Consider the following 25,743-nt stretch of genomic DNA (forward strand, 5'->3'; position numbering starts at 1 on the left):
ATGTTTAAAATGACAGGAAGATTAGATGAAGATTTAAAAGATGTAACATTACTAGGAAATCAAAATACAAAATATTTATTTGAATATAGCCCAGAAATATTAGAGGTATTTGATAATAATCATCCAAACCGTGATTATTTTGTAAAATTCAATTGTCCTGAATTTACAAGTTTATGTCCGAAAACAGGACAACCAGATTTTGCAACAATTTATATTAGCTATATTCCAGAGCAAAAAATGGTAGAGAGTAAATCTTTAAAGTTGTATTTATTTAGTTTCCGCAATCATGGTGATTTCCACGAAGATTGCATGAACGTTATTATGAACGATTTAATTAAATTAATGGATCCACGTTACATTGAGGTATGGGGGAAATTCACACCACGTGGTGGCATTTCAATTGATCCATACTGCAACTACGGTCGCCCGGGGACGAAGTATGAACAAATGGCTGACTACCGCATGATGAACCACGATCTATATCCGGAAACAATTGATAATCGTTAATAGAAAGAAAGGGCCTGTATACTATACAGGCCCTTTCTTTCTATTATATTATGCATTTTGATTAATGACAGTATAGTTTTTATGACTTACAACTGTAAGAGGTTCCATATCTAGTTCTCTAAAATTCTTCATAATTGTTATATCAACAATAACAGAGTTTTGATTTACTTTTTGAACACGGCCTTGCATTCCACCTTTAAATTCGATGATATCTCCAGTTTCTGCGATCTGCATAAGCAACTCTCCTTGTTACAGTTTTCCCAAAAAAAGAATAAATTTGGGTTTTTTTATTTCCTCCTATTTTGAACCATATTTCCTACTTTGTAAATGTTTCCAAAGTAAAAATTCGAAAAAAATTCACTTTTTGTAAGAAAATATGTAGAAAATCCATGTTATTTGAAAAAATAGCAAAAATGCGAAAATCTTTATATCGAGGTATAATGAAAAAGTAGAATAACCTGCTGAAGTGGGAGAAATTAGAGGCGGTAAAATGATGTTTGAATTTGTGGGGAGTGTTATAGCTTTAATTTTATTTTTATTTTCTTATATGCATTTAAAAAAGATTCGTCAATATGATACGAATACATATTTTGATGGGATGGATGGTACCCATGCTTCGATAACACATGATAGTGGTGGGGAGATGTAAAGGTATATAACTTTCTTTTCTTGCGTGGTATGATATTTAGAACTAGTGCATAATAGAGTTCGTAAGTGATGAATGGAGAGTGAAAAGAATGAAGATTTCTTTTATTCGTCATGGTTGTTTAGGTCGTATAAGAGAACCGATGACAATTAATTCATTTCACGAATGGATGAAACAGTATGATTCCGAATCAATGATACAAAAAGCTAAAATGCCGATAGAAACAATAGAGGCAATTGAAGCAGCGAAATTTGTCTTAACAAGTGATCAAAGGCGTGCTGTACAATCAGCAGCTGAATTGACAGATTCTTTATCTTTTATGCAAAATTCTCTTTTTAGAGAAGCTGAAGTTCCTTCATGCTTTTTTGCTCCGAAGTGGTTGAAATGCACAATTAAGGTATGGATGTTCATTGGACGAACATTATGGATACTTGGCTACCATAAAGATGTTGAGTCTTATAAGGAAGTAAGAGAGAGGGCAAGGCAAGCGGCTTACCTGTTACATCGTTATGCTCTCGTACATGGAAGTATTGCTCTTGTAGGTCATAAGTATTTTAATTCGATGATTGGAACGGAGCTGAGGGCAATGGGATGGTCTGGTTCTCCTATTTTGCATAGAAAGCCATGGGGATGTACAACATATACGTTTCACGAGGCGATGGATGGAAATATATTAAATACGAATTTAACATAAAAGCACACGATTTATATAAATCGTGTGCTTTCTTTTTAAGGTATAGAAATTTTGACGTTTAATGTTTTTACGAGATGAGCATAAGGTTCGCCTACTAGCATAACAATTTCATCTTTTTTATAACCTAACTTTTCGTATAGTGAATAGGCGCGTGTGTTTTCTAAATTAACAAGTAAAGCGATTTTTTCATGCCCTTTTTCAGTTGCATAGATTTCGGCAGCTTCAATTAATTTAGAACCTATACCTTTTCCGCCGTGTGCACTTGAAACTGATAATGTATCAATGTAATACTCATCAAGCTCAGCTTCTTTTTCTAACGTAATTGATTCATCTTTATGTAATTCTCTTAAGTGATGTACAATTGGTGCGTCAAGCTGTGTTGCTTCACTACCGTGATAAGCGACAATAATTCCAACTGCACTCTCGTCTTGTTCATAGACAAAACAGTTTTCGTAGCTCAGACGGTTATTTTCTTTTGAGAACCATGTCTCAAGTCCTAGTAATACTTCTGCTTTAACTGTGCTACCTGTGATTTTTTCAGCAATTTCATGCAGAGCATTATACAATAAAGGAGCTATTGCCAGTGCATCTGTCTTTTTTGCTTTCCGAATCATAGTATCCCTCCTAGTTCTATTTATATATTGTAGCATAGTGGTATGGAACTTTGCATAATTGAATGCCGAAATGTTTGATATAGAGAAGTAGCTATGTTAGTATATGATATTTAGTGGACATATAGTAAAACGATATTGTTTGCGAAATAACGAAAATAAAATCATGGCATAACAACGAGATAAAATGAAACGTTAATCAGTAAGACTTTTGTTCATTCCACGACTGATTAGTAGCCAACACCAATCGGACCGCCTGCAAATAGCGGGATAATTTTACAGTTGTTGACCTATAGAATATACGATAAAATAAAATATTGCAGAGAGGTGAAATACATGGATAAAGAATTAGCAAATACAATTTTAGATCAGCTGAAAAATGGTGAAATAACGGAGTATGTTGTTACGAAAGATGTATTTTATACGTTCAGAGAAGTTGTTGTAAATAGAGAAGACTTTAAGCATTTCATTGGTAACGCACAACGAGGCGGGCAAGTGATTTATACATATTCAGAAACGCCACGTTCATAAAGGGGAATTTTAATCAGCAGGGCATCCCTCACTGATTAGTAGCCGACACCAATCGAACGTTTAATGCGGGATAAATAAAAGATAAAGGAGAGGGGAATTATGGGCGATTTTAAACAAGGCATTTTACCACATTGGGATTATATGTGGAAAGATAGAGCCGGCAATAGATTTATGGGAATGGTTATGTATCCAGAGAAACGAAAATGTTCAGCAAAAATGCTTCAGAAAATAAAAAGAGCATATGAAGAAGCGATAGAAATTAAAGTAACTGTACAAGTTCAACATACATATCAGTACGTAGAAGGAATGATTGTATACTTTGATGAAGAGGCTCCTGTATGTACAATGCTTGATAAAGATGAAAATCCACATCACATATTTGTAAAAGATATTTTGCGTATTGAGCACTCTGAATAAACTTTTCATAAATAAATTGAAGTTCCATAATAATAATCTTTTTCTATAATAGTTATCTTTTAGTATGTAACGAAAAACGAAAGTATATGTATAATATATTTAATAAGGTAAATTTGATAAATGTAATCGTTTTTTAGAGCAGATTATAGTTTCATATCTGTTCTTTTTTGCGTGATGCTGGAGAAATATATTTCTTCAGCATCTACCGTTTTATGACAAAATATATTGTTAACTTTTTTTAAAATAAGATTAAATTCGTTGACAACTTTTTTGAAAAGCACTTTATTGACATGAGTTTTAGAATGTTGTTTCATAGTCATTGTATTGAAAAAAAACGGCTATCATGTCGAAAAGTAAAAGTTAAAAAAAGAAAGAATTTATACATATATCTTGTGTCTTATTTTGAAACGTAATACAATATATAGAGAAATCAAGAACAACATATAGAGAATATAGATTTGAGAGGGAGGGTCGGAAATGTTAGTTGCATATGATTCTATGACAGGAAACGTGAAGCGTTTCATTCACAAATTAAATATGCCGGCCGTTCAAATTGATGAAGATCTAGTAATAGATGAAGACTTTATTCTTATTACGTATACAACAGGTTTTGGCAATGTACCAGAACGTGTTTTAGACTTTTTAGAGCGCAATAATGAAAAATTAAAAGGCGTATCTGCAAGCGGCAATCGTAACTGGGGAGACATGTTCGGTGCAAGTGCTGACAAGATTTCTACTAAATATGAAGTGCCTATTGTATCAAAATTTGAGTTATCTGGAACAAATAACGATGTAGAATATTTTAAGGAAAGGGTGCGGGAGATTGCGACACATTGAACTGAATAATGAAATCACGCAAATGCAGGACGGTTTTTATCAGCTTCATAAAGATAAAGAGGCATTAGAAGTCTTTATGGAAGAAGCTAGAGAGAATACCGTTCCTTTTAATAGCGTGGCAGAGCGAATGGAGTATATGAAAGAACATGATTACTATTACAACGTTCTGGACGAGTATAGCTTGGAGGAAGTAGAGGGAGTATATAACATCGCTTATGGTGAAAACTTCGAGTTCCAATCTTATATGGCAGCATCTAAGTTCTACAAAGATTATGCGTTAAAAACGAATGATCAAAAACAATACTTAGAAAGCTATGAAGATCGTGTAGCAATTGTGTCATTATACTTAGGACGCGGTGATGTTTCGAAGGCAAAACAATTCGCAAGCATGATTGTAAAACAAAACTACCAACCAGCGACACCAACCTTTTTAAATGCGGGAAGAAGCAGAAGAGGAGAAATGGTGTCTTGTTTCTTGTTAGAGATGGACGATAGCTTAAATTCAATTGGCTTTAACATTAATACTGCGATGCAATTATCGAAAATCGGCGGGGGAGTAGCCTTAAACTTATCTAAGCTACGCGCACGTGGTGAGCAAATTAAAGGTATCGACAACGCTGCAAGTGGTGTAGTGCCTGTTATGAAATTGCTTGAAGATTCGTTTTCATATGCGAATCAGCTTGGCCAACGAAAAGGTGCCGGCGCAGTATATTTAAACATTTTCCATTGGGATATTATTGAATTCCTTGATACAAAAAAAATAAATGCCGATGAGAAGAGCCGTATTCAGTCTCTATCAATCGGAATTATCGTTCCAAGTAAGTTCTTTGAGCTTGCTGAGAAAAACGAACCTTTCCATGTTTTCGCGCCTTATACGGTTTATAAAGAATATGGCAAGCATTTAGATGATATTGACATTGATGAAATGTACGATGAATTAATGAGCAATCCGAAAGTGAAGAAGAAGCCACTAGATATTAGTGCACGTGATATGCTTATTAAAATCGCTATGATTCAGCTTGAGTCTGGTTACCCATACTTAATGTTTAAATCAAATGCAAATAATCAACATCCATTGAAGGATATTGGAACTGTGAAGATGTCGAACTTATGTACAGAAATCTTCCAGCTTCAAGAAACTTCAGAAATAAATGATTACGGTACAGATGACATTATCCGTCGTGATATTAACTGTAACTTAGGATCGTTAAATATCGTAAACGTAATGGAAAATAAAGAAATTCGTGAAGCAGTTCATGCGGGAATGGAAGCTTTAACAGCTGTTTCTGATATGACGATTATTCCGAATGCACCAACTGTGAAAAAAGCAAATGACGAGCTTCATTCAGTTGGACTTGGAGCAATGAACTTACACGGATATTTAGCAAAAAATAAAATCGCTTATGAAAGTGCAGAAGCGAAAGAATTCGCTCGTACATTCTTTATGATGTTAAATTACTATTCTATTGAGAAAAGTATGGAAATCGCTACAGAAAAAGGCGAGACATTTAAAGACTTCGATAAATCTGATTATGCGAATGGCACATACTTCGAAAAGTATGAAACGACAGATTACAGCCCAGTAACTGAAAAAGTTCAGCAACTATTTGAAGGAATTCATATTCCGACAAAAGAAGATTGGACAAGTTTAAAAGAGCAAGTGCAAAAGAATGGTTTATACAACTCATATCGTCTTGCCATTGCTCCAACACAATCAATCAGTTACGTTCAAAATGCAACTTCAAGCGTAATGCCGATCGTAAGTCAAATCGAATCAAGAACATATGCGAACGCGACAACATATTATCCAATGCCGTATTTATCAAAAGATACGTTCTGGTACTATAAATCTTCTTACGATATGAATCAGTTTAAATTAATTGATTTAATCGCAGAAATTCAAGAACATATTGATCAAGGAATTAGTACAATTCTTTACGTTAATAGTGATATTTCAACACGTGAATTAGCACGTTACTACATCTATGCACATAAAAAAGGCTTAAAGAGTCTGTATTATACGAGAACACGTAAATTAAGCGTGGAAGAGTGTGTGGCTTGTACCGTTTAATATAAAAAGTGAGACATGATGAGCAGGGTTTTCTGAACCCTGCTCATGCTTAGTTATCATATTTAGAGAAGGGGCGATTTAATGCGTGCGGTAAACTGGAACAAAAAAGAAGATGATTTTAGTTTAATGTTTTGGAAGCAAAACATCGCTCAGTTTTGGACAGAAGAAGAAATTGCGGTTTCGTCTGACAAAAATACTTGGGTGCAATTATCGAAAGAAGAGCAAATTGCTTATAAGCGTGTATTAGGTGGTTTAACACTTTTAGATACGAAACAAGGTGGCGAAGGAATGCCACTTGTACTTGTTCATCTTGAAAATTTACAAGCTAAAAGTGTATTAGCTTTCATGGGAGCTATGGAAGAAGTACATGCGAAGAGTTACAGTCATATCTTTACAACGTTAGCTACTGAAGAAGAAATTGATGATATTTTTGACTGGGTAGACAATCATCCATTACTTGAGAAAAAGGCCGGTATTATTACTGGTTACTATCGTCGTTTGTTAAAGCCTGAGGTAACGAAAAAAGAGCTATATATGGCAATGGTAGCAAGTGTGTTCTTAGAAAGTTATTTATTCTATAGTGGATTCTTCTATCCGCTTTACTTAGCTGGTCAAGGAAAACTAACAGCAAGTGGTGAGATTATTAACTTGATAATTCGTGATGAGTCAATTCACGGCGTATTCGTCGGTATTTTAGCACAACAAATCTTCGCAGAACTTTCTGCAGAAGAGCAACAAGAAGTGCAAAAAGAAACACAAGAGTTATTAATGGAACTATATGAAATTGAAATGGCTTATACAGAAGAAATTTACACTTCTATCGGTCTTGTAGAAGATGTAAATCGTTTCGTTCGTTACAATGCGAATAAAGGGCTTATGAACTTAGGACTTGAGCCGAAGTTTGAAGAAGAAGAAATTAACCCAATCGTTTTAAATGGTTTACGTACAGATACGAAAAACCATGATTTCTTCTCTGTAAAAGGAAATGGTTACGTAAAAGCAACGAACGTTGAAAAGTTAGCTGACGATGACTTCGTGTTTAACTTTTAATATAGGATTATAAAGAAAAGCTGTCTTATTCATTGATAAGACAGCTTTTCTTTATAATTTTGTTTACATAACACTATTATTTCTATATAGCGATTTATGTTTGGGAAGTTCTATTCGGTTAACGGATAGAAATTTTTGTAATTAAATGGGTATTTACAAACTTTTTGTATCAGTGTATTATTTAACTAGTACACCGATACAAAAGGAGGGAAGAAATGAAAATAGAGTTTTCTCCAAATATACCAATTTACATTCAGGTAATGGAATACATAAAAAAAGAGATCGTAACAGGACAGTTATTGCCTGGTGATAAAATTCCCTCTGTCCGTGAATTAGCGAGTGAATTACAAGTGAATCCAAATACGATTCAGCGTACATTTCAAGAGCTAGAACGGGATGGAGTTGTTGTAACACGTAGAGGAATGGGACGGTATGTAACGAATGAAGGGGAGAAAATAATGGAGCTGCGAAAAGAGATGGCGAAAGAATTACTTCATTCTTTTATAGATGGAATGGAAAATTTAGGTTTTTCAGAAGAAGAAATTCTTACAATTCTTCGTTCTTCATTGCATGATAAGAGGGAGGAGAGCCAATGACAGAGCTATTAAAAATAGAAAACTTATGGAAGAGATACGGATTAAAAGCAGTGATCCGTGAATTAAACATAGAGATTACGGAAGGGAAAATCGTTGGGCTTGTTGGAGATAACGGGAGCGGGAAAACGACGTTATTGAAAATGATTGCAGGCTTGCAACACCCTTCTGAAGGCAGTATCACAATAGACGGTAAAAAGGTAGGATTACAGACGAAAGAAATCGTTTCATTTATGTCCGATAAGCCAATCTTTGATGATTGGATGACTGTAAAAGACGCTTTATTTTTCTACCGGGATTTTTATAAAGACTTCGATATTCAAAAAGCGGTAGATACGATTGCAGAATTTAAAATACCGCTAGAAGAAAAAATTACAGCATTGTCAAAAGGTATGGTTGAGAAGCTGCAGATTATTTTAACGTTTTCTCGAAAAGCGAAGCTATATGTACTAGATGAGCCATTGGGCGGGATAGATCCTCTTTCTAGAGAACATGTATTGGATCTAATTCTACAGTTCTATAGGGAAGATTGTACGATATTAATTTCCACTCACTTAATAAATGAAATTGAAAATATTTTTGATGAAGTGATCTTTTTAAAAGATGGAGAAATGGTTCTATATGAAAATGTAGAAGAAATTCGTTTTCAGAGAGGAAAAGCAGTTCATGAATTGTTTAAGGAGGTGTTTAGTAAGTGAAGTCAGTACTTTCCTATTTATGGAATGTAAATAAGAAAAGATATATTGTTACTTTTTTATTCTTTGTGCTAATTGAAGCTGTGTTATTTTCACAAATGATTGTAAGAAAAAGTGATGCGGCTATCAGTAGACAAGAGGGTATATTTGGAATCATTATGATTATATTTTTCTTTTATATTGTTTATATGTTTATACAAACAATGAAATCATATTCACGCTTACTAACTAATCCAATGTTACGACTTACAGCAATATCTGGGAAACAATATGTAATTTCTATGCTTATTTTCTCATTTATCGCAATGGCTATATGGTATGGGATATGTGGAATTCTTTTCTACGTAAGTTATGTATTAGCTTTTCCTACGACTTCTGTATATGTAGAAGCAAAAGAGATTATGCAAGTAGGCATAATTAATAATTTAATATATACGATAAGCGATTTATTTGAGTTTTTGTTTAGTGTTTTACAAATCATATTGGTAATTACTCTAGTAAAGTTACTTACGAAAAAGAAAAAGGCGCAAAATATACTAATCGTTATTATTTTCCTAGTAATAAATATAGCGATTACTTTAGCGACAACCTTGCTAGGAAAATTAGCTCCAGCTTTCCAAGTATTACGAAGAGTAGAATATCATAGTGAAAGCAAGAGTCTGTTTATTAATATGTTTCAAGAAAATGGATTTAACATTTTTAATATAAGTTTCATGGTAATGGTTAGTGCTCTAATAATATATGTAATTGCTTACATAGTCGATAAAAAACTAGAAGTCTAAAGGAGGAATCAGCATTGGGAAACGTAGTAGTAAAGTTAGAGAATGTTCGAAAAAGGATTGGTGGAACGGAAATTATTCGTGGTTTATCATTTGAGGTTCGTGAAGGAGAAGTATACGGATTCCTTGGGCCGAACGGTAGCGGTAAGACGACGACGATCCGTATGATGACAGGTCTTATTTCAATGACAGAGGGCGATATTACAATTTGTGGACATAGTATTCGCTCGGAGCGTGAAAAGGCACTAGAGCAAATTGGAGCGATTGTAGAAAATCCTGAACTATATGATTATATGACAGGAATGCAAAACTTAAAGCATTTTGCGAACATGGCCATCACTCCAATTAGTAAAGAGCGCATTGCTGAGATTGTAAAGCTTGTTGAATTAGAGCATGCGATTCATAAAAAGGTGAAAACATATTCACTTGGTATGAAACAACGTTTAGGAATTGCACAAGCATTACTTCATCAGCCGAAAATCTTAATTTTAGATGAGCCGACAAATGGATTAGATCCAGCTGGTATTCGCCAAATTCGTGATTATTTACAACGTTTAGCGAAAGAAGAGAATATTGCTGTAATCGTATCAAGTCACTTATTGAGTGAAATTGAATTAATGTGTGATCGCGTTGTTATTATTAAACAAGGTGAGTTTGTACAAGAGTACAACTTACATGAAAAAGTGAAGCATGATGAGGCAGTCGTTGTAGCGTTTGAAGTAGATGAAGTTCAGAAAGCGAATGAAATTATTAAAGGTAAAGCAAAAGGGAATGTGATTGTAGCATCTGTAACAAAAGAAAACATTCCGCAACTTGTCAAAAAACTTGTTCATGCTGATGTGCTTGTATACGGAGTTACTGTTCAAAATAAAACGTTAGAGGATGAGTTCTTAGCGATTACTGGGGGAGTGAAAGCGTAATGTTTAAATTAATTCAAAATGAATTTTTAAAATTATATGCGAAAAAAGGTATGTATATTTTAATTGGTGTCATTGCTTTATTGGAGATTTTAGGAGCTGTAGTACTGGCGAAATGGGGTGAAGCTGGTAGTTTAAGTGGATCTTACTTAGATTTTGTAAGTTCAGATATCGGCTTAATTATGATATTCACAACGATTTTTGGAATTACAACAGCTTCTCGTACAATTACAGATGAATTCCAAAAAGGAACGATTAAACAATTATTAATTCGTCCAAGAAAACGAATGACAGTTTTATTTTCTAAATATATTACAGTGTTATTAACGATGTTATTTATTGTATTTGCTAGTACGTTAATTGCCATGATTATTGGATTAATTGTAATGGACGGTAGTAAAACTGAATTAACATTAGGAATTGTTTTGAAAACAATATTATATCAGTTGCTATCGCCATTTTTCTTTGCAACACTTGCATTTTTCTTAGCAAACGTATTTAGAAAGTCTGTATTATCATTAATTATTACGATGTTCCTATTATTCTTACAAGGAGCAATTAATATGGCACTAATGATGTTTGCAAAAGGTGTAGCGAAGTTTGTAGTATTCTTCCATTTGGATTTAAGAGCTTACGACAGTAATAAATTAATTAGTGGTGGAGTAGAACCAACATTTACAGAATTTACGTTTACAACTTCATTATTACTTGTAGCTGCATACTTTGTTGTGTTACTTGTAGCATCAAGTGCATTATTCCAAAAACGTGACGTATTATAATAAAAGAAATCCCCGCTTGTAAAAACGGGGATTTTTATTACATAAATTTCACTTGGATTGCAACTTGAAGAACAGCGATATGGTATTTTAAGAGCCATGCTGTTTGAAATGATTTGAGAAAAATAGGAAGGATTTCAACTAGATTCATATTGTAATTTAGTTATCCAATTATTTATAAGGAAAGGACGCCTATAAAATATTGATTCAAGTTTTACTTTATTTTTTACTATCTTTGGGGGTGTTTCATGTGCACTATGCATTTTCACGTATAAGGCTACGTAGCTTTTTTGGATGGATGATTATAGGGGTGTTCCTTATAATGATACCATTAGGTCTAGCAAATGTTTCTGAGAATACGATGGAGGTTATTTCACAAATAACTGTATTTTTTGTATTTCCGTTACTTTGGCTATACGTAAAAACAAATAAAAATAATGTTGTATTTAACAGTTTTTTTGATAAGCCAGGACGTTTATCTTGGGGATTAATTGTATTAGCAACGATAATGGGGATGATTTTTTCAGTTGGCATATCTCAGATTCAATTTTACATATTAGCACATACGTTACCGAATTTCTTAGTTACTATGCTAGAAGACGGAAATGTTATTAATACGAGTAACGTATATATGACGATATTTACTTTCATTTCAGCATGTGTGTTAGCACCTATTATGGAAGAGGTTATTTTTAGGGGATTTTTCTTACAGCGAATGGCTCATAAATGGGGAATTAAAAAAGCTGTAATTATATCTTCAATTATTTTTGGCCTAGGACATTTTGATGTTATTGGTGCGTTCATGTTTGGTGTCGTTATGTGCCTTTTATACATAAAGACAAAAAATATATGGACGAATATAGCTGTGCACGCTCTAAATAATTTGATTGCAACAAGTATGCAATTTTTCGGTGGAGAAGAAAGTGGTACAATCTCAATTACTGAATTACAAGCGCAAAGTAATTTATGGATTGGTATCGGTCTTACAGTTGTTGGATTACTATGGTTAATTCCGTATGTTTGGAAACAATGGCGTACAGTAAAAGAAGTTGGCGTGCCACCAGTACGTTTTATAAATGAGCAAAAAGTAGTGAATTCATCACAAGAAAATGAAGTGTATAGTCAAGTGATCGTAACCGATAGATTGATGGCCATAGAGTTACCAGATGAGGTTGTAAATAAGCTTCGGTTAGAAGAAAGTGATTATGTAACAGTATCAGTAGAAGAAGATAAAATCGTTATAAAGAAAGCACATAATAGATAATTAAAAAGTAGCTCCTTAGGAGCTACTTTTTAATTTGTAATAATTTCTATACGAAAATTATTACCGTTCTTTACATATTTAATATCTGTAACAGTACGGACTGTCTTTAAAATCTCCACTTTTTCACCAATTCGCGGGATGGTCGGAACATTGTCCCAAATACCAAGCAAGTCATCTAATTGTGCCGTTTTTTCATAAAACCAGATTTTCAATGTAAAGCCCCTTTCTCGAACTTTATGTATTTTAATACATAATATATTATTTTTATTCTTATTGTAAGGGGTTTTTTTATATTTTATGAATAAAAATAAATTAATCTTCTGGGAAGATATGTTCAATATCAGGAGTAAGAGATACTTCTGATAATACGATATGAGAAACTGTCGTTGCATATGAAGAAACATCATTGATAAATTCTTCAAGTTCAACGAGTGAAGGAACAGAAATTTTTACAATGTAGCATAAGCTTCCTGTTACTCGGTAACAAAAACTTGCAGATGGATAAGACTGAATAAACTGTTGCATACGTGTTGTATCACCATTTTTTAAAGTGATTTCTAAAATACAATCTAAAACTAGTCCTGCTTTTTTATAGTCGATATCGATTGTATATTTTTGAATAACGCCTTCACTTTCAAGTTTACGAACACGTTCTGCAGTAGACGGAGCAGATAAGTTTACTCGTTTCGCCAATTCACGCATAGAAAGGCGACTATCATTATATAATTCATTTAAAATTTTTCGATCAACACGGTCTAGTTGCATTTGTAAATATACCTCCAGTAAAATAATGATTTTTGTAAAGGGAAAATATAAATTAAGATTCATATGAAATGTAAAGTGAACGTTATTTATTTTACAATAAAACAGAAGGAAATAGGAGGGGAAATGATGGAGAGAATTTCATTATCAAATGTAGGAGATACAAAGTTTCAAAAGTTATTAGGGCATAATTCGGATATATTACATTCGTGGAGTACGTTAGAGGATACACTGTACAATAAAGGAATTCTTTCAGCAGAGTTGAAGGAGCAAGTGAGAAGAACATTAGCGTATGGGAATGAATGTCCGTACTGTATGGCAAAGGGAAGACCTGATGATGTGCAAAAGGCAGAGGAGATTGGTGTAGCCGTTACTTTTGCGCATACATTTGTTCATGACCGAAAAGCGATAGATGATACTATGTTTCACGCATTAAAACAATATTGGACAGAAAAAGAAATTGTAGAGCTTTGCGCCTATGTTTGCTTTATTACTGCGTCACAACAACTTGGTTTTCTATTTCAATTACAGCCAAATTAAGGAGGAAATGATGACAAATCAAATAGCACTTATCATAATCGATGTACAAAAGGCATTTCAATTACAAGATTGGGGCGAGAGAAATAATATTTTTGCTGAAGAAAACATGAGAATTTTGTTAGCAGAATGGAGGAAAAGGAAACGACCAGTTTTTCATATTCAACATGTAAATAAAGAAGATGCTCGGTCAATGTTTTATGAGAGAGGGGAAACGGTAAACTTTAAAGAAGAAGTGCAACCACTACCTGGTGAAGTGGTTATTCAGAAATTCGTTAACAGCGCGTTCATTGGGACGAATTTAGAAGAGCAATTAAGAGAGGACAAATGTAATGCAGTAGTAGTTGTAGGATTAACGACAAATCATTGCGTGGAAACTACGATACGAATGGCAGGGAATTTAGGATTTACAACGTATTTAGTGAGTGATGCAACGGCTACTTTTAACCGTAAAGGTTTAGATGGTAAAGAGTATAGTGCAGAAGATATTCACAATATGACACTTGTAAATTTACATGAAGAGTTTGCTACGATTGTGACGACAAAAGAAGCATTAAAATTATTTTGAAAAAATAATTGCGAATTATGTAGAAAAAAATAAGAATATTTCGTATAATCTAAGTACAATCATTTTGAAATAGGGGTGGCATCATATGGAGCAAATTTCAGTAAAGAAATTAGAAGAGGTACTTGTTGTAGCAGGGGATGATAAACAGAAGCAAAAGGAATTTTATGAATTGCTCTTATCTACTGAGTTTTATGTTGCTGGTTCACTAGAAGCAGAGGACGGGGCAACAGAAGGAATACTTCGTTTGCGTCATTTCCAAGGAGAAGGTAGATGGATCGTTCCGTTCTTTACACAAATGGAATTTGTAAAAGATGTGTTGCCAGAAGGAACGCCCCTTATTACGATACGTGGGAAAGAGTTATTTGGTAGCATTGAGAAAGATGCTACAGCTGTATTAAATGTTGGCACTGATATAAGTAAAACATTTATTCCAGAAGAAATTGCAGATATCGCATCTGGACGAATTTTTAATTATTATAAGTAAAAGGAAAAGCGTAATCGCTTTTCCTTTTTAATTTGAACATGGAGTGGCTATACCAGAAGAAATAGAGACTGTTTTATTATTTGTGTTTATTGTCGCTGTAGCTCCAAGTGGAATACCGATGTTTGGACTTATATGTCCAATTGGTAAACCGAATAGGACAGGTATATGATATGGCGCGAAATATTCATATAATATTGTTTGCAATGATTGAGATGGCTTTGAAGGAGTGCAGTCGTGACAACTTGTGAAAATAACGCCCCTGCATTCATTAAACTTTCCAGATAAAAGTAGCTGATTTAACATACGGTCAATGCGGTACGGTTCTTCACCAATGTCTTCAAGTAATAAAAGTGTATTGTCCGTATTTATCTCGTAGGGCGAGCCAATTATACTTGTTAACACAGCTAAATTTCCTCCAACTAACGTACTTGTAACTGTACTGTGAGAGCTAGGTACGATACATTCTGATGCAGATAAAATGGTTGAATACGGATGGAATAGCTGATTAAAAGAGGATAAAGATAGGGAATCAATACCTTTTCCTAGTTCTTCAATCATCGGGCCATGAAATGTTATAAGCTTTGCATAACGTGAAACAGCAGTATGTAAAGCTGTAATATCGCTATATCCCCAAAAGATTTTTGGATTCTGCCTAATAACTTCATATTGAATGTGAGGAAGAAGACGAGCACTTCCATAACCACCTCGTGCACAAAAAATTGCCTTCACTTCATTATTTGTAAATGCTTCATGTATATCGTCAAGCCGAACTTGATCACTTCCGGCTAAAAATCCATATTTCTCGTAAACACTCTTCCCGATTATTACGGATAACCCCATCTCTTGTAATACATTCACACCTTTTAATACATTTTCGATTGTAGGTGGACCAGATGGTGCAATAATCATTACTGTATCACCTTGTTTTAATGCATTTGGATAAATCATTAAGCTCAGCCTCCTTATCTTTCAATATATTCGCTTCATATGAAGTTCAACCCTTGCAAAAGCAGGGGAAAGCTTATCAAATAAAGAAGATATAAGGGAAATAGGAGGGAAAATGATGTTTACAAGTCGAGTAACAGACATATTAAAAATTGAGTATCCCGTTGTTCAAGCCGGTATGGCAGGCGCGATTACGACGCCAGAACTCGTTGCAGCAGTAAGTAATAGCGGAGGATTAGGGACGCTTGGAGCGGGCTATATGAGCCCAGAACAAATTTGTGAAGCGATTTATAGAATAAGAGAACTAACAGATAAGCCTTTCGGTGTTAATTTACTTGTAACGAAAGAGATACAAATAGAAGAAGAGAAGGTAAATGAGGCGAAAGTATTACTAAGCGGAGTGAATAGAGAATTAGGTATAGAAGTAGAAGGAACGTTAAAGCTTCCAAAAAGCTATAAGGAACAATTACAAGTGCTATTAGATGAAAAAGTACCGGTCGTTAGTTTTGCATTTCAAACGTTAGAAAAAGAAGAAATAAATGATTTAAAAAGAAGTGGAATAAAAGTTATCGGAACAGCTACCCATGTGAAGGAAGCGAAAGTACTTGCCGAGCTAGGAGTAGATATTATTATCGGACAAGGTAGCGAAGCAGGAGGGCATAGAGGAACGTTTATTGGGAAAGAACGAGATGCTATGATTGGTACTTTTGCGTTAGTACCTCAGTTAGTAGAAGCTGTTCCGCATATCCCAATTGTTGCAGCAGGTGGTGTAATGAACGGACAAGGGCTTGTTGCGGCATTGGCACTAGGAGCAGAAGGTGTTCAAATGGGATCGGCCTTTTTAACAAGTGAAGAGAGTATTACGCACGATGTGTATAAAGAAGCGGTTTTACATAGTACAGATACGAGCACAACGGTAACTCGTGCGTTTTCCGGGAAATATGCACGGGGTATCCGGAATGAATTTATAGAGAGACATGAAGGAAAAGAAGAAGGGCTTCCGATGTATCCAGTGCAAAACGTATTAACTTCTAAAATACGCCAAGAGGCAGCGAAGCAAAATAAGGAAGAATATATGTCACTTTGGGCAGGACAGGCAGCATCGTTGGCACGAATCGAATCAGCTCAGCATGTAGTGGAGCGAGTTATGAAAGAAGCGGAGAATGCAATCGAGCAATTACAAAATATATACAAAAAGACCACTTGAGTAATTCAAGCGGTCTTTTCATTAGTTTGCTTTATAAAATTGTTGGATGGCTTCGTCGATGTAAACCCAGCCTTTCCAACCTAAGTGCATATGATCTTTTAAGAAGTATTTATCGTATTCATGATTTGAGAAGTCGGCAATTGGATAACCAGCTTTTTCGATTTGCTCATGAACTTTCTTATAGTATGCTTCACGGCGTTCTTTCGGGAAGCCAGCGTAGTCGTACCAAGGACCTTTGACAGGAACAGAAATGAAGAGCGGTTTTGCACCAGATTGTTTTAATAAATCAAGTACAATTTGTAAATCTTCATATTCTGGCGATTGGTCATAAGCATCATTTTTTAAGTAACCTTCACGTTGTTTTAATTTTTTCTTAATTTTGCTATTGAAATAATCATCTTCAATACCGTATTCATTAGATCCAGATTCTACTGCACCTGTTTGATCCGCATGTTTACGAGCCTCTTCCCAGTTCATTTGTTTTAATGAAGGATCAAGCTTTTCTTTGTGCGGTTTAATATTAAACATAGCTGTAAATAAATCTTTACGATCTAAAATGTTACGATAAATATAAGCGAAAGGTTTAGCAGCAAGTGCTTTTACTTTATACTTCGTATCATCATAAGCAATGCCTTCAAGCGAAATTTTTAATAAAGTTTCTTTTTTTACAATCTCAAAGTTTAATAAACGCTTTGCAATTTGTTTTTTCATTTCAGGTTTTAAATCATTGTTGAAAATGAAATGGTAACCTTGTTGCTTTGAAAAGTTAGGTGCAAAGTGCGTTTCATCAATACCTTGTGGTACAAACCATTGCGGAGAAAGAACGAATACCATTTTCTTATCTTTCAATTGATCCATTGTAGATGCGAAGTTTAACACATGTACAAGGTCTTGTGTTCCGCCGCGTCCAAGAAGGAATGGTGTGAACCCTTCAGGCTTTACTTTAAAATAATTAGATGGATGGAAAGCATCCATACGTGCGAATTCCGATGAACCGTACATCGGAAGATATTTTGGATTTGCTAACATCTTTTGCTGTAAAATCATACTTTGAATTTTTTCTTCTTTTAAAGAAGTAGCAGCTTGTTCTACTTTTTCATCACTTAAAAGTGGAAGTAGGAAGCGCGTTGGAATAAGTAAGAATACAGCAAAAAGGGCCAATGCTAAAAGCATCGGACCAAATTTTGCTTTGTTCATCGGATTTCTTCCAATTTTTTAATAACCATGTTTGGTGTAGCCCACTCGTCACGGTCAAAATCAGAAATAGAAACTTCAATATCTAAACGCTCTTGGAATTCAACTAATAAAGATACTACAGCGAAAGAATCAAGGATACCTTCTTCAAATAATTGAACATCTAAGTTTTCTTTCACAATATCGTTTTCACATACTTCTTCTAAAATATCTAATACTTGCTCTTTGAATTCTGCCATTTTTAAAATCTCCTTTATATCCGAAATATATTATATGTGCAACTTCTTAATGGAATAAGAAGGGTGCATTAAAAGTATCTGTTAAGGTGTCCAGAGAAGATTAGGAAACCGAAACATACAACGTGGAACGTAATTACAATCGCAAGGATGCGTGTAAATTTAGTGTTTGGCCAAAACTTATGCTTCTTGTTTTTTCGTTCGAAAATATCGAATAAAATAAACAGTGCGGCATGATATAGACCATAAATAATATACTGCGCAACAGCGCTTCCTTGGATATGCCAAATTCCCATAATGAAAAAGTTTAAAAATGCACCGATATATGAAATTGTGTAACGGTTCTTAATTAACTTTTTCTTCGTTGCAAAAAAGACGAAACGCATGTAAATAAAATCACGGAACCAGAATGATAAACTCATGTGCCAGCGGTTCCAGAAGTCTTTAATATTACGACTAAGGAATGGCTTATTAAAGTTTTCTGGCGTTTTAATTCCCATCATATAACTTACACCAATTACAAAAGAGCTATAACCAGCAAAATCAAAGAATAGATATAAGCTATAGCTATACATGTAAATCATATTTGAAAAGATTGTATCGTGTTGAGCGAATGCTGGATCCATACAATATTGCTTTATTAAGTAAGCAATAATAAATTTATACAAGAAACCTTGGAAAATACGATTTAGTCCTGTATATAGTAAATTTTGATATTCTTCAGCGCTAGGTGGCTTTTGAATATCTTTTTGGAATCTTCTGTAACGATCGATAGGTCCTGTTGAAATTGCAGGGAAGAATAAAACGAATTCCCAGAAGTTAAAGAAAGAAAGCTCTTTAATTAAACCATCACGAACTTCAAATACCATTTGAACTGCTCTGAATGTTACGTAAGATATACCTAGAAAAACAACAAGTTTTAACTCAGGTAATAACGATGCAAATGGTGCGATTTTTGCCAAAATAAGAGGCAAAATCGATAAAATAACAGCTATGCAAAATGTGAATGTACTATTATTTTGTTTTCTTAAAATTAAATAGCCTTTAATAAGGGCATATTGCCAAATAATAAATGCAGCTAACATCATTGCTTGCTTTGGTTTATCTGAGAAGATAATAGCAAGCATGACTAATGTTAAAACGGCATTATATTTACGCAACATTTTACCTTTTAATCCAGCTATGATAGTAGGTATTAATAAAATGCCCACTATAGCGAAAAAATAAAATGATCCATATGCGGTCATGCTGTAACCTCACTCAATAATTTTTTGCGATCTACCTTTCCATTTGGTGTCATTGGAATAGAAGATTGATACATGAATTTACGTGGAATCATGTAGTTTGGTAATCGCTCATTGAGTTCTTTTTTGATTGCAGATGTTAATTTGAATTCTTTTTCAAACGAATGCTCTCCAGGAACAACAACCGCTAATAAATAATCGTATTTCTCACCTTTTTTAATTGGAACGATAACTGCTCCCTCAACGTAAGAACACGCACGAAGGTGATGCTCAATTTCTTCTAATTCCATTCGATAACCATGCAGCTTAATTTGGAAATCAAGACGACCATTATAGAATAGAAGACCATTTTCTACATAGCCAGCATCGCCTGTTTTATAGGCACGCTCACCGTCAATCATAGTAAATGCTTTTTCTGTTAATTCAGGGCTTCCTAAGTATCCAACGCTTACGCTTGGACCGACAATTACGATTTCACCTTTTTCACCATCAGGTGCAATCGTGCCATCTTCTTTCATAATAAGAAGGCGACAGTCTGATTTACAATAGCCAACTGGAAGTGATTTGTATTGATCAAGTACTTCTTCTGTAACGTGAATACCTGTTACAGCGACAGTAGCTTCTGTTGGACCGTACGTATTCATAATTGTTGCATTTGGGAAACGCTCAATTAATTTTCTAGCTACTTCATTTGGTAATACTTCACCACAGAATAAGAATGTTTTCATGTTCGGTAGCATACTCTCAGAGAAGGATGCTTCCATTAAACACATTTCAGCGAAAGAAGGTGTGGAAGTCCATACTTGTATATCCGATTGCTCTAAAGAAGCAAACAAGTCTTTTGGACGCGCAATCATATCTTTATCGATTGCCCAAAGTGTACCACCTGTTACTAATGATGGGTAAATATCCATGACAGATAAATCGAATGAGAAAGGTGCTTGGTTTAAGAATACTTGCCCTGTTTGTAAGTTAAAATCTTCTACAGCCCATTTTGTAAAGCTAACAAGGCAGTTATAAGTAATCTGAACCCCTTTCGGATTACCTGTGCTTCCTGATGTGTAAATAATGTAGAAGTTCTCATCACCTTTTACCGCATGTTCAGGATTTGGAGTGTTCCCTTTATGAGTAAAGAAAATATCTTTTAAGTTGTCTTCACTTACGATGCGAACTGGTAAATCAGTTACAGTTACTGCTGCTGCCGATAAAAGTAATTTCGCACCAGAATTTTCAGCGATACGTTGTACACGATCAGCTGGGATAGATAAATCTACAGGAATATAAGCATGTCCAGCTTTTACACATCCTAAAAAGTTAATAATCATTTCAGGTTGCATATGGCCATACACCATAATTGGTGAACGATCATCTGGATACGCAGAAGAAATCCAATGTGCTAACGCATCAGAATCTTCCTTTAATTGTTTGTACGTAATTTTCGCATCTCGCCAAACAAAAGCAGTTTGATCAGGCGTTTCAATAGCCCACTTTTCAATTAGTTCTAATAACTTCATAACGTTCCCACCCTAGAATTCATTGTAAATAAATGTACTTGTGTTTGTATCATGGAATCCATACAACCAAAGTAATGCAAATAAAATTGCAAGATAATAAACCGTCTTTGCAACCCATTGTGTGAGTGGTCGAGACCATATCTCTTTTAATCTTTCCATGTCTTTCCCTCTCTTAATGAAATAATAGCTCTTTGTAGGTATCATGTCCTACATTATTGTGAAAAAAACAAAATCCCACATTTTAGGTAAAAATAAGTCAAAAGGCTCTTTTCTGATATTAGCACTAAATACTAAAAAAGAAAATCCCTAACTTAGCAATTATATTACATTCAGCATGAATTTGTAATGGGTTTGATATGTAAATAGAAAGTGGATTGTGTGAATACATAAAAGTGGACTATAAGAATACGTAAAAATGCAGTATTTGCTTTTATTAATCATTTAAGACGGAGTAAAATTTAAAATTTCTAGTTCTTTTGAAAAGGAGGAAATTATCATGAATAGAGTGTGGAAGAGTCTAATTTCGGAAGAAAATATCGTGAAATGGAGAAGGCATTTTCATAAGTATCCGGAATTATCATTTCATGAAAAAGAAACTTCGCAATTTATATATGATACATTATGCTCGTTTTCTTCTTTTGAAGTAACGAGACCGACGAAGTATAGTGTACTAGCAATTAAAAGAGGCGTGAAGCAAGGGAAAGTGATTGCGATTCGAGCTGATATAGATGCTTTACCAATCCAAGAGGAGACAAGGAAATCTTATACGTCTGTAAATAAAGGAGTGATGCATGCATGTGGGCACGATGCTCATGCAGCTATTTTATTAAGTACAGCAGAGATGTTATCAAATATGAAGGAAGAGTTTGTAGGGGAAGTTCGTCTATTCTTTCAGCATGCAGAAGAAGCATACCCTGGTGGTGGACAAGAAATGGTCGAGGCGGGCGTTATGGACGGTGTTGATTATGTAATAGGTTTACATGTTATGTCTGGATTGGAGAGCGGAAAGATAGGTATTGCGTATGGGCCAATGATGGCAGCTCCAGACGTATTTACAGTTGAGATTCAAGGCAAAGGAGGACATGCAGCACGTCCAGAAGAAACGATTGACCCTATTGCTATCGGAGCACAGATTATTACAAATTTACAACATATCGTATCAAGAAATACAAGTGCTTTCATGCAAAGAGTCGTTTCAGTTACGCAGTTCCATGGGGGAATGGCTGATAATATTATTCCAAGTACAGCAACTTTAATGGGAACTGTACGTTCTTTTAATCAAACATTAAGAATAGAAGCAGAAGGGAAAATCGAAAAAATTGTGAAAGGAATTACAGAAGCACATGGAGGATCGTATACATATACGTATCGATATGGATATGATCCGGTTATTAATGATGAATATATTACGAAAATAGTAGAAGAAAGTGCACTACATTTGTTTGGGAATGAGCGTGTTGTTAAGCTTGAACCTTCTATGGGTGGGGAAGATTTTTCAGCATATTTAAGAAAAGCACCCGGTTGTTTCATTAAATTAGGAACAGGTAATGAAAATATATATACTTGTTATCCACATCATCATCCGAAATTTGACGTGGATGAATCAGCATTAATTTGTGGAGTGGAGCTATTCTTAGAGACTACTATAAGATTACTAAAATCATAGAAAAACAAAAAAAGGCAACTGCGCTCTATCGCAGTTGCTTTTATTTCTTTCCGTCAGAGAGGGCTGAGAAAGAACTATGCTCATTTATAGTATATGAATAGCTAACGGACAAGCTTGTACATTTTAATCATTTTTTTAAAAATAGTTGTTGACATTGATAATCAATGTCAATTAATCTAAATATAGTTGAAATTGATAATTATTATCAATAGGATGGATGCGACATGTTAATGAGAAAAAAATTTCACCTTCTACGGAGGGGATTAAAAGATAAAAATAAAGATGTTGATCAGCATATGGAATGGCAACGAAATGTAATTCGGTCTGAATATGTAGATGAGAAGAAGAGCATTCAAACAGAAAAAGAGATACAAAGTAAAGGGAGAGGTTCAGTTGAGTAAGTTAGTAATGATTTTTGCAAGTATGAGTGGAAATACAGAGGAAATGGCTGACCATATTGCCGGCGTAATTCGTGAAACAGAAAATGAAATTGAAGTTATTGATATTATGGATTCACCAGAAGCTTCTATATTGGAACAGTATGATGGAATTATTTTAGGTGCATACACATGGGGAGATGGTGATCTTCCTGATGATTTCTTAGATTTTTATGATGCAATGGATTCTATTGATTTAACTGGGAAAAAAGCGGCCGTATTCGGATCATGTGATTCGGCTTATCCGAAATACGGAGTGGCGGTTGACATTTTAATAGAAAAGCTACAAGAGCGCGGAGCAGCAGTTGTGTTAGAAGGACTAAAAGTAGAATTAACGCCAGAAGATGAAGATGTAGAAAAATGTTTACAGTTTGGAGCTAAATTTGTAAAACACCTTTCTTAATGGCAGAAGGGAGCTGAAGAGCAAGTGCATGAGAAAATCTCAATCAAAACGATGACAGATTATCATTTGTATGATTTTATGCGGTGTCCGCATAAATTTTATTTTCGTCATATAAAAAGAAGAGAACCTTCTTCATTTGAATGGCAACAAATAGCGCAAATGATTGTGAATCAAATTATTAACGAGTATTACACGCTACCTGCGGGTCAACAAACGAAAATTGTACTTTTAATATTAATAGAAAAGTATTGGAAAAAAGTAAGGATTAATATGTTTGCTTCGAAGACGGAGTACTATATTGTATTAGCGAAGCTAACGGATCACTTATTACAGTTTGTTGAAAGGGATGATAGTCAGACACCACCATTGTTTTTATACGAGAAGTTTCAAACATATATGGAAGAGTTAGGTGTCCACATGTCATTGACATTTGAAGTTGGTGAGTGGAATGCTGAGTCGTTTGTAATTAAAAAGTATGTTGTCGATGCGGATGAGGAAATGCTTGCTCTTTGTCAGAAGCTAATGACAGTATTCAGTTATAAAGCTTTCGGCGTTCTTCCAGGAAAAATTGAAGTTATTAATTTAATAGAAGGAACTAAGTATGAGTACATTCCGAAACAAGAAGATATTATAACTGGAATGGCTGATTTATCTAGAATGAAAGAAATGTTACAGCAACCTGAGCATTATACTGAGCGTCATTTTCGTTCTGAGTGTATAAGTTGTGCGTTTCGTAGTGAATGCCAAAGGGAAGAAGTAAAGAAAGAAGCGAAACAGAAGAAAAATATAGTTCATTAAAGGATGCAACTTTGCATCCTTTTTTGTTATTGACATGAAAAGCTTTTCATCATTTACGGTATATTTGTAGCAGATTTTAATAAAGTGAAATTTTAATTAGTGGGGTTTTGTTCATCACCCACTGATTATTAGCCTTAACCAATCGGGCTTTAACGGGCAGCCCGACCCCCACCTAACTTCTTTGCTTCCGCTGAATTTTGAGGTGGGGGTCTTACTGCCCGCAAATAGCGGGATAAAGGGAGGAATAATCAATGAAAGATGAAACGAAAGTATTTCAATGGTTAAAAGAACAAAATGCTCCTTTTGAAATTCAACTGCAAATCTTACAGGCATTTCAATTGTATAAAGTTATTGTTGAAATGGATAAAAAGTTAATGATGTATGAGGAAAGAGTATACAGGGAGAGAATGTAATCTCATCCCTGTAATATCGTTTTTAGCTGTTCTGTACTTGTAATGAATTCGAGTTCATTCTCTGACTCAAAGTTATAAATAATATTATGTAGTAAAGGACTGTATTGATAAAAGGTAGTAATGCGGTGAATGAGTAATGGATCATGATGAGAAATAAGTGTACTGTACTGTTCATATACAGATGTAGTAAACTCATGTCCGAAATCATAATATAGTCCTGCAAAATCAAAAGCAGGATCGCCAATTTGCGCATCACCAAAATCGATAACACCTGAAATGCTTTTGTTCTGCTTGTTAAATAAAATGTGATGATGTGTAAAATCAGCGTGAATGATTGTGTTTTGAAAAGTGGATGTAGCTAAACATGCAAAGAAATTTTCAAATAAGCGATTTAAGGCTAGTTTCTGTAATGAAGTAAGGTTAGTAGTGAGATATTGGTTTAATTTTGTTTGTAGCTCTTTCCAGTAGGTACATGTTTTTCTAATAGGGAAACATAGCGTTGTAACTTGGTTTAAAGGAATACTATGTAGTACCGCAAGGAAAGTAGCTAATTTTGTAATAATTGCTTTCAGCTCTGTATCCTCCAGCGTGGCAATTGTTTCTGTTTTTAATGGTTCACCATGAATGAGAGTATAGTAACTACAAAGAGGAACCTCATCAGATTCATTTTTATAAATTAGGTGATATTGTGGAACTTTGATTTCTTGTAGTGATTGAGTGAGAATTGTGCATAGTTCTTTTTCTAACGGAATTCGCATTGCATATTCCTGTTTTCGCGGGAAACGAAACAGTAGCTCATCATTTACTATAACTGCTACATTATCCCATCCTCCTTTATTTTGTTTATATGAACGTATAGAAAGATTAGGCAAAGCTTCTTTTATATAATGTTTGTAAGAGTCCATAATTGTTCCTCGTTTCTGAGTTAAGTTATTCTACTTTATGAT

The 25,743-nt window shown here is 34.5% G+C and carries 34 protein-coding genes; 23 read left to right on the forward strand and 11 right to left on the reverse strand.

The annotated features are described in order from the left end of the window. Positions 1–9: 9 nt before the first annotated feature. Positions 10–507, forward strand: a complete 498-nt coding sequence (queF, locus tag MR160_RS07465) for a preQ(1) synthase (RefSeq protein ID WP_001986050.1) — start codon at positions 10–12, stop codon at positions 505–507. Between the two features lie 48 nt (positions 508–555). Here queF and MR160_RS07470 read toward each other — a convergent pair whose 3' ends face one another. Next, positions 556–741 (reverse strand): YkvS family protein, encoded by a 186-nt coding sequence (locus MR160_RS07470; protein ID WP_001165082.1) that lies wholly within the window; start codon positions 739–741, stop codon positions 556–558. Between the two features lie 259 nt (positions 742–1,000). On the opposite strand from MR160_RS07470, the gene MR160_RS07475 reads away from it, so the two are divergent. Together MR160_RS07475 and MR160_RS07480 are read left to right on the forward strand one after the other, a co-directional pair. Continuing rightward, a complete protein-coding gene (locus MR160_RS07475; protein ID WP_002083105.1) occupies positions 1,001–1,156 on the forward strand; it encodes a hypothetical protein in 156 nt (51 codons plus the stop codon). Positions 1,157–1,244: 88 nt separating this feature from the next. Further along, complete coding sequence (locus tag MR160_RS07480) at positions 1,245–1,847, forward strand: phosphoglycerate mutase (RefSeq protein ID WP_000703092.1); 603 nt, start codon at positions 1,245–1,247, stop codon at positions 1,845–1,847. A 35-nt stretch (positions 1,848–1,882) separates the two neighbouring features. Here MR160_RS07480 and MR160_RS07485 read toward each other — a convergent pair whose 3' ends face one another. Further along, the gene (locus MR160_RS07485; RefSeq protein ID WP_098437763.1) at positions 1,883–2,461 is read right to left on the reverse strand and encodes a GNAT family N-acetyltransferase; all 579 of its coding nucleotides are present in this window, start codon (positions 2,459–2,461) and stop codon (positions 1,883–1,885) included. Between the two features lie 333 nt (positions 2,462–2,794). Here MR160_RS07485 and MR160_RS07490 point away from each other — a divergent pair, with 333 nt between their 5' ends. The 11 genes from MR160_RS07490 (at position 2,795) to MR160_RS07540 (ending at position 12,388) form a co-directional block, all read left to right on the forward strand. Further along, positions 2,795–2,989, forward strand: a complete 195-nt coding sequence (locus MR160_RS07490) for a hypothetical protein (RefSeq protein ID WP_000356686.1) — start codon at positions 2,795–2,797, stop codon at positions 2,987–2,989. A 99-nt stretch (positions 2,990–3,088) separates the two neighbouring features. Then, positions 3,089–3,406 carry a hypothetical protein gene (locus MR160_RS07495; protein WP_000502199.1) on the forward strand — a complete coding sequence of 106 codons (318 nt, stop codon included), beginning with the start codon at positions 3,089–3,091 and terminating at the stop codon, positions 3,404–3,406. 477 nt (positions 3,407–3,883) lie between these two features. Beyond that, positions 3,884–4,243 (forward strand): class Ib ribonucleoside-diphosphate reductase assembly flavoprotein NrdI, encoded by a 360-nt coding sequence (nrdI, locus tag MR160_RS07500; protein WP_000959447.1) that lies wholly within the window; start codon positions 3,884–3,886, stop codon positions 4,241–4,243. Next, positions 4,230–6,314 (forward strand): class 1b ribonucleoside-diphosphate reductase subunit alpha, encoded by a 2,085-nt coding sequence (nrdE, locus tag MR160_RS07505; RefSeq protein WP_001215843.1) that lies wholly within the window; start codon positions 4,230–4,232, stop codon positions 6,312–6,314. The genes nrdI and nrdE overlap by 14 nt, the downstream gene beginning before the upstream one ends. Positions 6,315–6,395: 81 nt before the next feature. Further along, on the forward strand, positions 6,396–7,364 hold the full coding sequence (gene nrdF, locus MR160_RS07510; RefSeq protein ID WP_001203025.1) for a class 1b ribonucleoside-diphosphate reductase subunit beta: 969 nt from the start codon (positions 6,396–6,398) through the stop codon (positions 7,362–7,364). 215 nt (positions 7,365–7,579) lie between these two features. Then, positions 7,580–7,960, forward strand: coding sequence for a GntR family transcriptional regulator (locus MR160_RS07515; RefSeq protein ID WP_000687507.1), 381 nt, complete (start codon positions 7,580–7,582; stop codon positions 7,958–7,960). Beyond that, the gene (locus tag MR160_RS07520; RefSeq protein WP_000137741.1) at positions 7,957–8,655 is read left to right on the forward strand and encodes an ABC transporter ATP-binding protein; all 699 of its coding nucleotides are present in this window, start codon (positions 7,957–7,959) and stop codon (positions 8,653–8,655) included. Before MR160_RS07515 ends, MR160_RS07520 begins: the two co-directional genes overlap by 4 nt. Then, positions 8,652–9,434, forward strand: coding sequence for a hypothetical protein (locus MR160_RS07525; protein ID WP_000843922.1), 783 nt, complete (start codon positions 8,652–8,654; stop codon positions 9,432–9,434). Before MR160_RS07520 ends, MR160_RS07525 begins: the two co-directional genes overlap by 4 nt. 14 nt (positions 9,435–9,448) lie before the next feature. Beyond that, complete coding sequence (locus tag MR160_RS07530) at positions 9,449–10,351, forward strand: ABC transporter ATP-binding protein (protein WP_000528821.1); 903 nt, start codon at positions 9,449–9,451, stop codon at positions 10,349–10,351. Next, the gene (locus MR160_RS07535) at positions 10,351–11,127 is read left to right on the forward strand and encodes an ABC transporter permease (protein ID WP_242297182.1); all 777 of its coding nucleotides are present in this window, start codon (positions 10,351–10,353) and stop codon (positions 11,125–11,127) included. The genes MR160_RS07530 and MR160_RS07535 overlap by 1 nt, the downstream gene beginning before the upstream one ends. Positions 11,128–11,374: 247 nt before the next feature. Further along, the gene (locus MR160_RS07540) at positions 11,375–12,388 is read left to right on the forward strand and encodes a CPBP family intramembrane glutamic endopeptidase (protein ID WP_017762934.1); all 1,014 of its coding nucleotides are present in this window, start codon (positions 11,375–11,377) and stop codon (positions 12,386–12,388) included. Between the two features lie 29 nt (positions 12,389–12,417). Here MR160_RS07540 and MR160_RS07545 read toward each other — a convergent pair whose 3' ends face one another. Then, positions 12,418–12,600 carry a DUF3913 family protein gene (locus MR160_RS07545; protein ID WP_000707106.1) on the reverse strand — a complete coding sequence of 61 codons (183 nt, stop codon included), beginning with the start codon at positions 12,598–12,600 and terminating at the stop codon, positions 12,418–12,420. 100 nt (positions 12,601–12,700) lie between these two features. Next, complete coding sequence (locus MR160_RS07550) at positions 12,701–13,153, reverse strand: Lrp/AsnC family transcriptional regulator (protein WP_001175498.1); 453 nt, start codon at positions 13,151–13,153, stop codon at positions 12,701–12,703. Positions 13,154–13,279: 126 nt separating this feature from the next. Between MR160_RS07550 and MR160_RS07555 the strand changes: the two genes are divergently transcribed. From MR160_RS07555 to MR160_RS07565, 3 genes are all read left to right on the forward strand, one after another. Then, the gene (locus tag MR160_RS07555; protein WP_000439752.1) at positions 13,280–13,690 is read left to right on the forward strand and encodes a carboxymuconolactone decarboxylase family protein; all 411 of its coding nucleotides are present in this window, start codon (positions 13,280–13,282) and stop codon (positions 13,688–13,690) included. Positions 13,691–13,700: 10 nt separating this feature from the next. Further along, entirely contained in the window at positions 13,701–14,255 is a 555-nt protein-coding gene (locus MR160_RS07560; RefSeq protein ID WP_242297183.1) for a cysteine hydrolase family protein, read from the forward strand. Positions 14,256–14,340: 85 nt separating this feature from the next. Continuing rightward, positions 14,341–14,739, forward strand: a complete 399-nt coding sequence (locus tag MR160_RS07565; protein ID WP_000435265.1) for an SseB family protein — start codon at positions 14,341–14,343, stop codon at positions 14,737–14,739. Between the two features lie 27 nt (positions 14,740–14,766). On the opposite strand, the gene MR160_RS07570 is transcribed toward MR160_RS07565, so the two are convergent. Further along, positions 14,767–15,687: a S66 peptidase family protein gene (locus MR160_RS07570; protein ID WP_000640066.1), complete on the reverse strand. Its 921-nt coding sequence runs from the start codon at positions 15,685–15,687 to the stop codon at positions 14,767–14,769. A 115-nt stretch (positions 15,688–15,802) separates the two neighbouring features. On the opposite strand from MR160_RS07570, the gene MR160_RS07575 reads away from it, so the two are divergent. Then, positions 15,803–16,891, forward strand: a complete 1,089-nt coding sequence (locus MR160_RS07575; RefSeq protein WP_000495271.1) for an NAD(P)H-dependent flavin oxidoreductase — start codon at positions 15,803–15,805, stop codon at positions 16,889–16,891. Positions 16,892–16,912: 21 nt separating this feature from the next. Here MR160_RS07575 and dltD read toward each other — a convergent pair whose 3' ends face one another. The 5 genes from dltD to MR160_RS07600 all read right to left on the reverse strand — a co-directional run bounded on the left by dltD (position 16,913) and on the right by MR160_RS07600 (position 21,238). Continuing rightward, on the reverse strand, positions 16,913–18,088 hold the full coding sequence (dltD, locus tag MR160_RS07580; RefSeq protein ID WP_001030287.1) for a D-alanyl-lipoteichoic acid biosynthesis protein DltD: 1,176 nt from the start codon (positions 18,086–18,088) through the stop codon (positions 16,913–16,915). After that, on the reverse strand, positions 18,085–18,324 hold the full coding sequence (dltC, locus tag MR160_RS07585; RefSeq protein ID WP_000807310.1) for a D-alanine--poly(phosphoribitol) ligase subunit DltC: 240 nt from the start codon (positions 18,322–18,324) through the stop codon (positions 18,085–18,087). The genes dltD and dltC overlap by 4 nt, the downstream gene beginning before the upstream one ends. 68 nt (positions 18,325–18,392) lie before the next feature. After that, on the reverse strand, positions 18,393–19,568 hold the full coding sequence (gene dltB, locus MR160_RS07590) for a D-alanyl-lipoteichoic acid biosynthesis protein DltB (RefSeq protein WP_000127955.1): 1,176 nt from the start codon (positions 19,566–19,568) through the stop codon (positions 18,393–18,395). Then, entirely contained in the window at positions 19,565–21,079 is a 1,515-nt protein-coding gene (dltA, locus tag MR160_RS07595; protein WP_000770497.1) for a D-alanine--poly(phosphoribitol) ligase subunit DltA, read from the reverse strand. Before dltA ends, dltB begins: the two co-directional genes overlap by 4 nt. Before the next feature lie 12 nt (positions 21,080–21,091). After that, a complete protein-coding gene (locus MR160_RS07600) occupies positions 21,092–21,238 on the reverse strand; it encodes a teichoic acid D-Ala incorporation-associated protein DltX (protein ID WP_000440293.1) in 147 nt (48 codons plus the stop codon). 337 nt (positions 21,239–21,575) lie between these two features. Between MR160_RS07600 and MR160_RS07605 the strand changes: the two genes are divergently transcribed. The 5 genes from MR160_RS07605 to MR160_RS07625 all read left to right on the forward strand — a co-directional run bounded on the left by MR160_RS07605 (position 21,576) and on the right by MR160_RS07625 (position 24,796). After that, positions 21,576–22,745, forward strand: coding sequence for an amidohydrolase (locus MR160_RS07605; RefSeq protein WP_001082809.1), 1,170 nt, complete (start codon positions 21,576–21,578; stop codon positions 22,743–22,745). Positions 22,746–22,969: 224 nt separating this feature from the next. Then, positions 22,970–23,146, forward strand: coding sequence for a hypothetical protein (locus tag MR160_RS07610; protein ID WP_000929009.1), 177 nt, complete (start codon positions 22,970–22,972; stop codon positions 23,144–23,146). After that, positions 23,139–23,585: a flavodoxin gene (locus MR160_RS07615; protein WP_000041154.1), complete on the forward strand. Its 447-nt coding sequence runs from the start codon at positions 23,139–23,141 to the stop codon at positions 23,583–23,585. The genes MR160_RS07610 and MR160_RS07615 overlap by 8 nt, the downstream gene beginning before the upstream one ends. A 24-nt stretch (positions 23,586–23,609) precedes the next feature. After that, positions 23,610–24,383, forward strand: a complete 774-nt coding sequence (locus tag MR160_RS07620; RefSeq protein WP_000544580.1) for a hypothetical protein — start codon at positions 23,610–23,612, stop codon at positions 24,381–24,383. 251 nt (positions 24,384–24,634) lie between these two features. After that, entirely contained in the window at positions 24,635–24,796 is a 162-nt protein-coding gene (locus tag MR160_RS07625) for a hypothetical protein (RefSeq protein WP_000651086.1), read from the forward strand. A gap of 2 nt (positions 24,797–24,798) precedes the next feature. Here the strand turns inward: MR160_RS07625 and MR160_RS07630 are convergent, their stop codons facing one another. Continuing rightward, positions 24,799–25,701: an aminoglycoside phosphotransferase family protein gene (locus MR160_RS07630; protein ID WP_000378990.1), complete on the reverse strand. Its 903-nt coding sequence runs from the start codon at positions 25,699–25,701 to the stop codon at positions 24,799–24,801. Positions 25,702–25,743 lie beyond the last annotated feature (42 nt).

Origin of the sequence: Bacillus cereus group sp. BfR-BA-01382, assembly GCF_022663475.1 — a bacterium.
In the GTDB taxonomy this organism is placed as follows: Bacteria; Bacillota; Bacilli; order Bacillales; family Bacillaceae_G; genus Bacillus_A; species Bacillus_A thuringiensis_S.

Excerpts from the sequence above, each read along its gene's own strand:
- queF (WP_001986050.1), top strand. The coding sequence starts at position 10 with ATGACAGGAAGATTAGATGAAGATTTAAAAGATGTAACATTACTAGGA.
- MR160_RS07470 (WP_001165082.1), bottom strand. The coding sequence starts at position 741 with ATGCAGATCGCAGAAACTGGAGATATCATCGAATTTAAAGGTGGAATG.
- MR160_RS07475 (WP_002083105.1), top strand. The coding sequence starts at position 1,001 with ATGTTTGAATTTGTGGGGAGTGTTATAGCTTTAATTTTATTTTTATTT.
- MR160_RS07480 (WP_000703092.1), top strand. The coding sequence starts at position 1,245 with ATGAAGATTTCTTTTATTCGTCATGGTTGTTTAGGTCGTATAAGAGAA.
- MR160_RS07485 (WP_098437763.1), bottom strand. The coding sequence starts at position 2,461 with ATGATTCGGAAAGCAAAAAAGACAGATGCACTGGCAATAGCTCCTTTA.
- MR160_RS07490 (WP_000356686.1), top strand. The coding sequence starts at position 2,795 with ATGGATAAAGAATTAGCAAATACAATTTTAGATCAGCTGAAAAATGGT.
- MR160_RS07495 (WP_000502199.1), top strand. The coding sequence starts at position 3,089 with ATGGGCGATTTTAAACAAGGCATTTTACCACATTGGGATTATATGTGG.
- nrdI (WP_000959447.1), top strand. The coding sequence starts at position 3,884 with ATGTTAGTTGCATATGATTCTATGACAGGAAACGTGAAGCGTTTCATT.
- nrdF (WP_001203025.1), top strand. The coding sequence starts at position 6,396 with ATGCGTGCGGTAAACTGGAACAAAAAAGAAGATGATTTTAGTTTAATG.
- MR160_RS07515 (WP_000687507.1), top strand. The coding sequence starts at position 7,580 with ATGAAAATAGAGTTTTCTCCAAATATACCAATTTACATTCAGGTAATG.
- MR160_RS07520 (WP_000137741.1), top strand. The coding sequence starts at position 7,957 with ATGACAGAGCTATTAAAAATAGAAAACTTATGGAAGAGATACGGATTA.
- MR160_RS07535 (WP_242297182.1), top strand. The coding sequence starts at position 10,351 with ATGTTTAAATTAATTCAAAATGAATTTTTAAAATTATATGCGAAAAAA.
- MR160_RS07550 (WP_001175498.1), bottom strand. The coding sequence starts at position 13,153 with ATGCAACTAGACCGTGTTGATCGAAAAATTTTAAATGAATTATATAAT.
- MR160_RS07555 (WP_000439752.1), top strand. The coding sequence starts at position 13,280 with ATGGAGAGAATTTCATTATCAAATGTAGGAGATACAAAGTTTCAAAAG.
- MR160_RS07560 (WP_242297183.1), top strand. The coding sequence starts at position 13,701 with ATGACAAATCAAATAGCACTTATCATAATCGATGTACAAAAGGCATTT.
- MR160_RS07565 (WP_000435265.1), top strand. The coding sequence starts at position 14,341 with ATGGAGCAAATTTCAGTAAAGAAATTAGAAGAGGTACTTGTTGTAGCA.
- MR160_RS07570 (WP_000640066.1), bottom strand. The coding sequence starts at position 15,687 with ATGATTTATCCAAATGCATTAAAACAAGGTGATACAGTAATGATTATT.
- MR160_RS07575 (WP_000495271.1), top strand. The coding sequence starts at position 15,803 with ATGTTTACAAGTCGAGTAACAGACATATTAAAAATTGAGTATCCCGTT.
- dltD (WP_001030287.1), bottom strand. The coding sequence starts at position 18,088 with ATGAACAAAGCAAAATTTGGTCCGATGCTTTTAGCATTGGCCCTTTTT.
- dltC (WP_000807310.1), bottom strand. The coding sequence starts at position 18,324 with ATGGCAGAATTCAAAGAGCAAGTATTAGATATTTTAGAAGAAGTATGT.
- dltB (WP_000127955.1), bottom strand. The coding sequence starts at position 19,568 with ATGACCGCATATGGATCATTTTATTTTTTCGCTATAGTGGGCATTTTA.
- dltA (WP_000770497.1), bottom strand. The coding sequence starts at position 21,079 with ATGAAGTTATTAGAACTAATTGAAAAGTGGGCTATTGAAACGCCTGAT.
- MR160_RS07600 (WP_000440293.1), bottom strand. The coding sequence starts at position 21,238 with ATGGAAAGATTAAAAGAGATATGGTCTCGACCACTCACACAATGGGTT.
- MR160_RS07605 (WP_001082809.1), top strand. The coding sequence starts at position 21,576 with ATGAATAGAGTGTGGAAGAGTCTAATTTCGGAAGAAAATATCGTGAAA.
- MR160_RS07610 (WP_000929009.1), top strand. The coding sequence starts at position 22,970 with ATGTTAATGAGAAAAAAATTTCACCTTCTACGGAGGGGATTAAAAGAT.
- MR160_RS07625 (WP_000651086.1), top strand. The coding sequence starts at position 24,635 with ATGAAAGATGAAACGAAAGTATTTCAATGGTTAAAAGAACAAAATGCT.
- MR160_RS07630 (WP_000378990.1), bottom strand. The coding sequence starts at position 25,701 with ATGGACTCTTACAAACATTATATAAAAGAAGCTTTGCCTAATCTTTCT.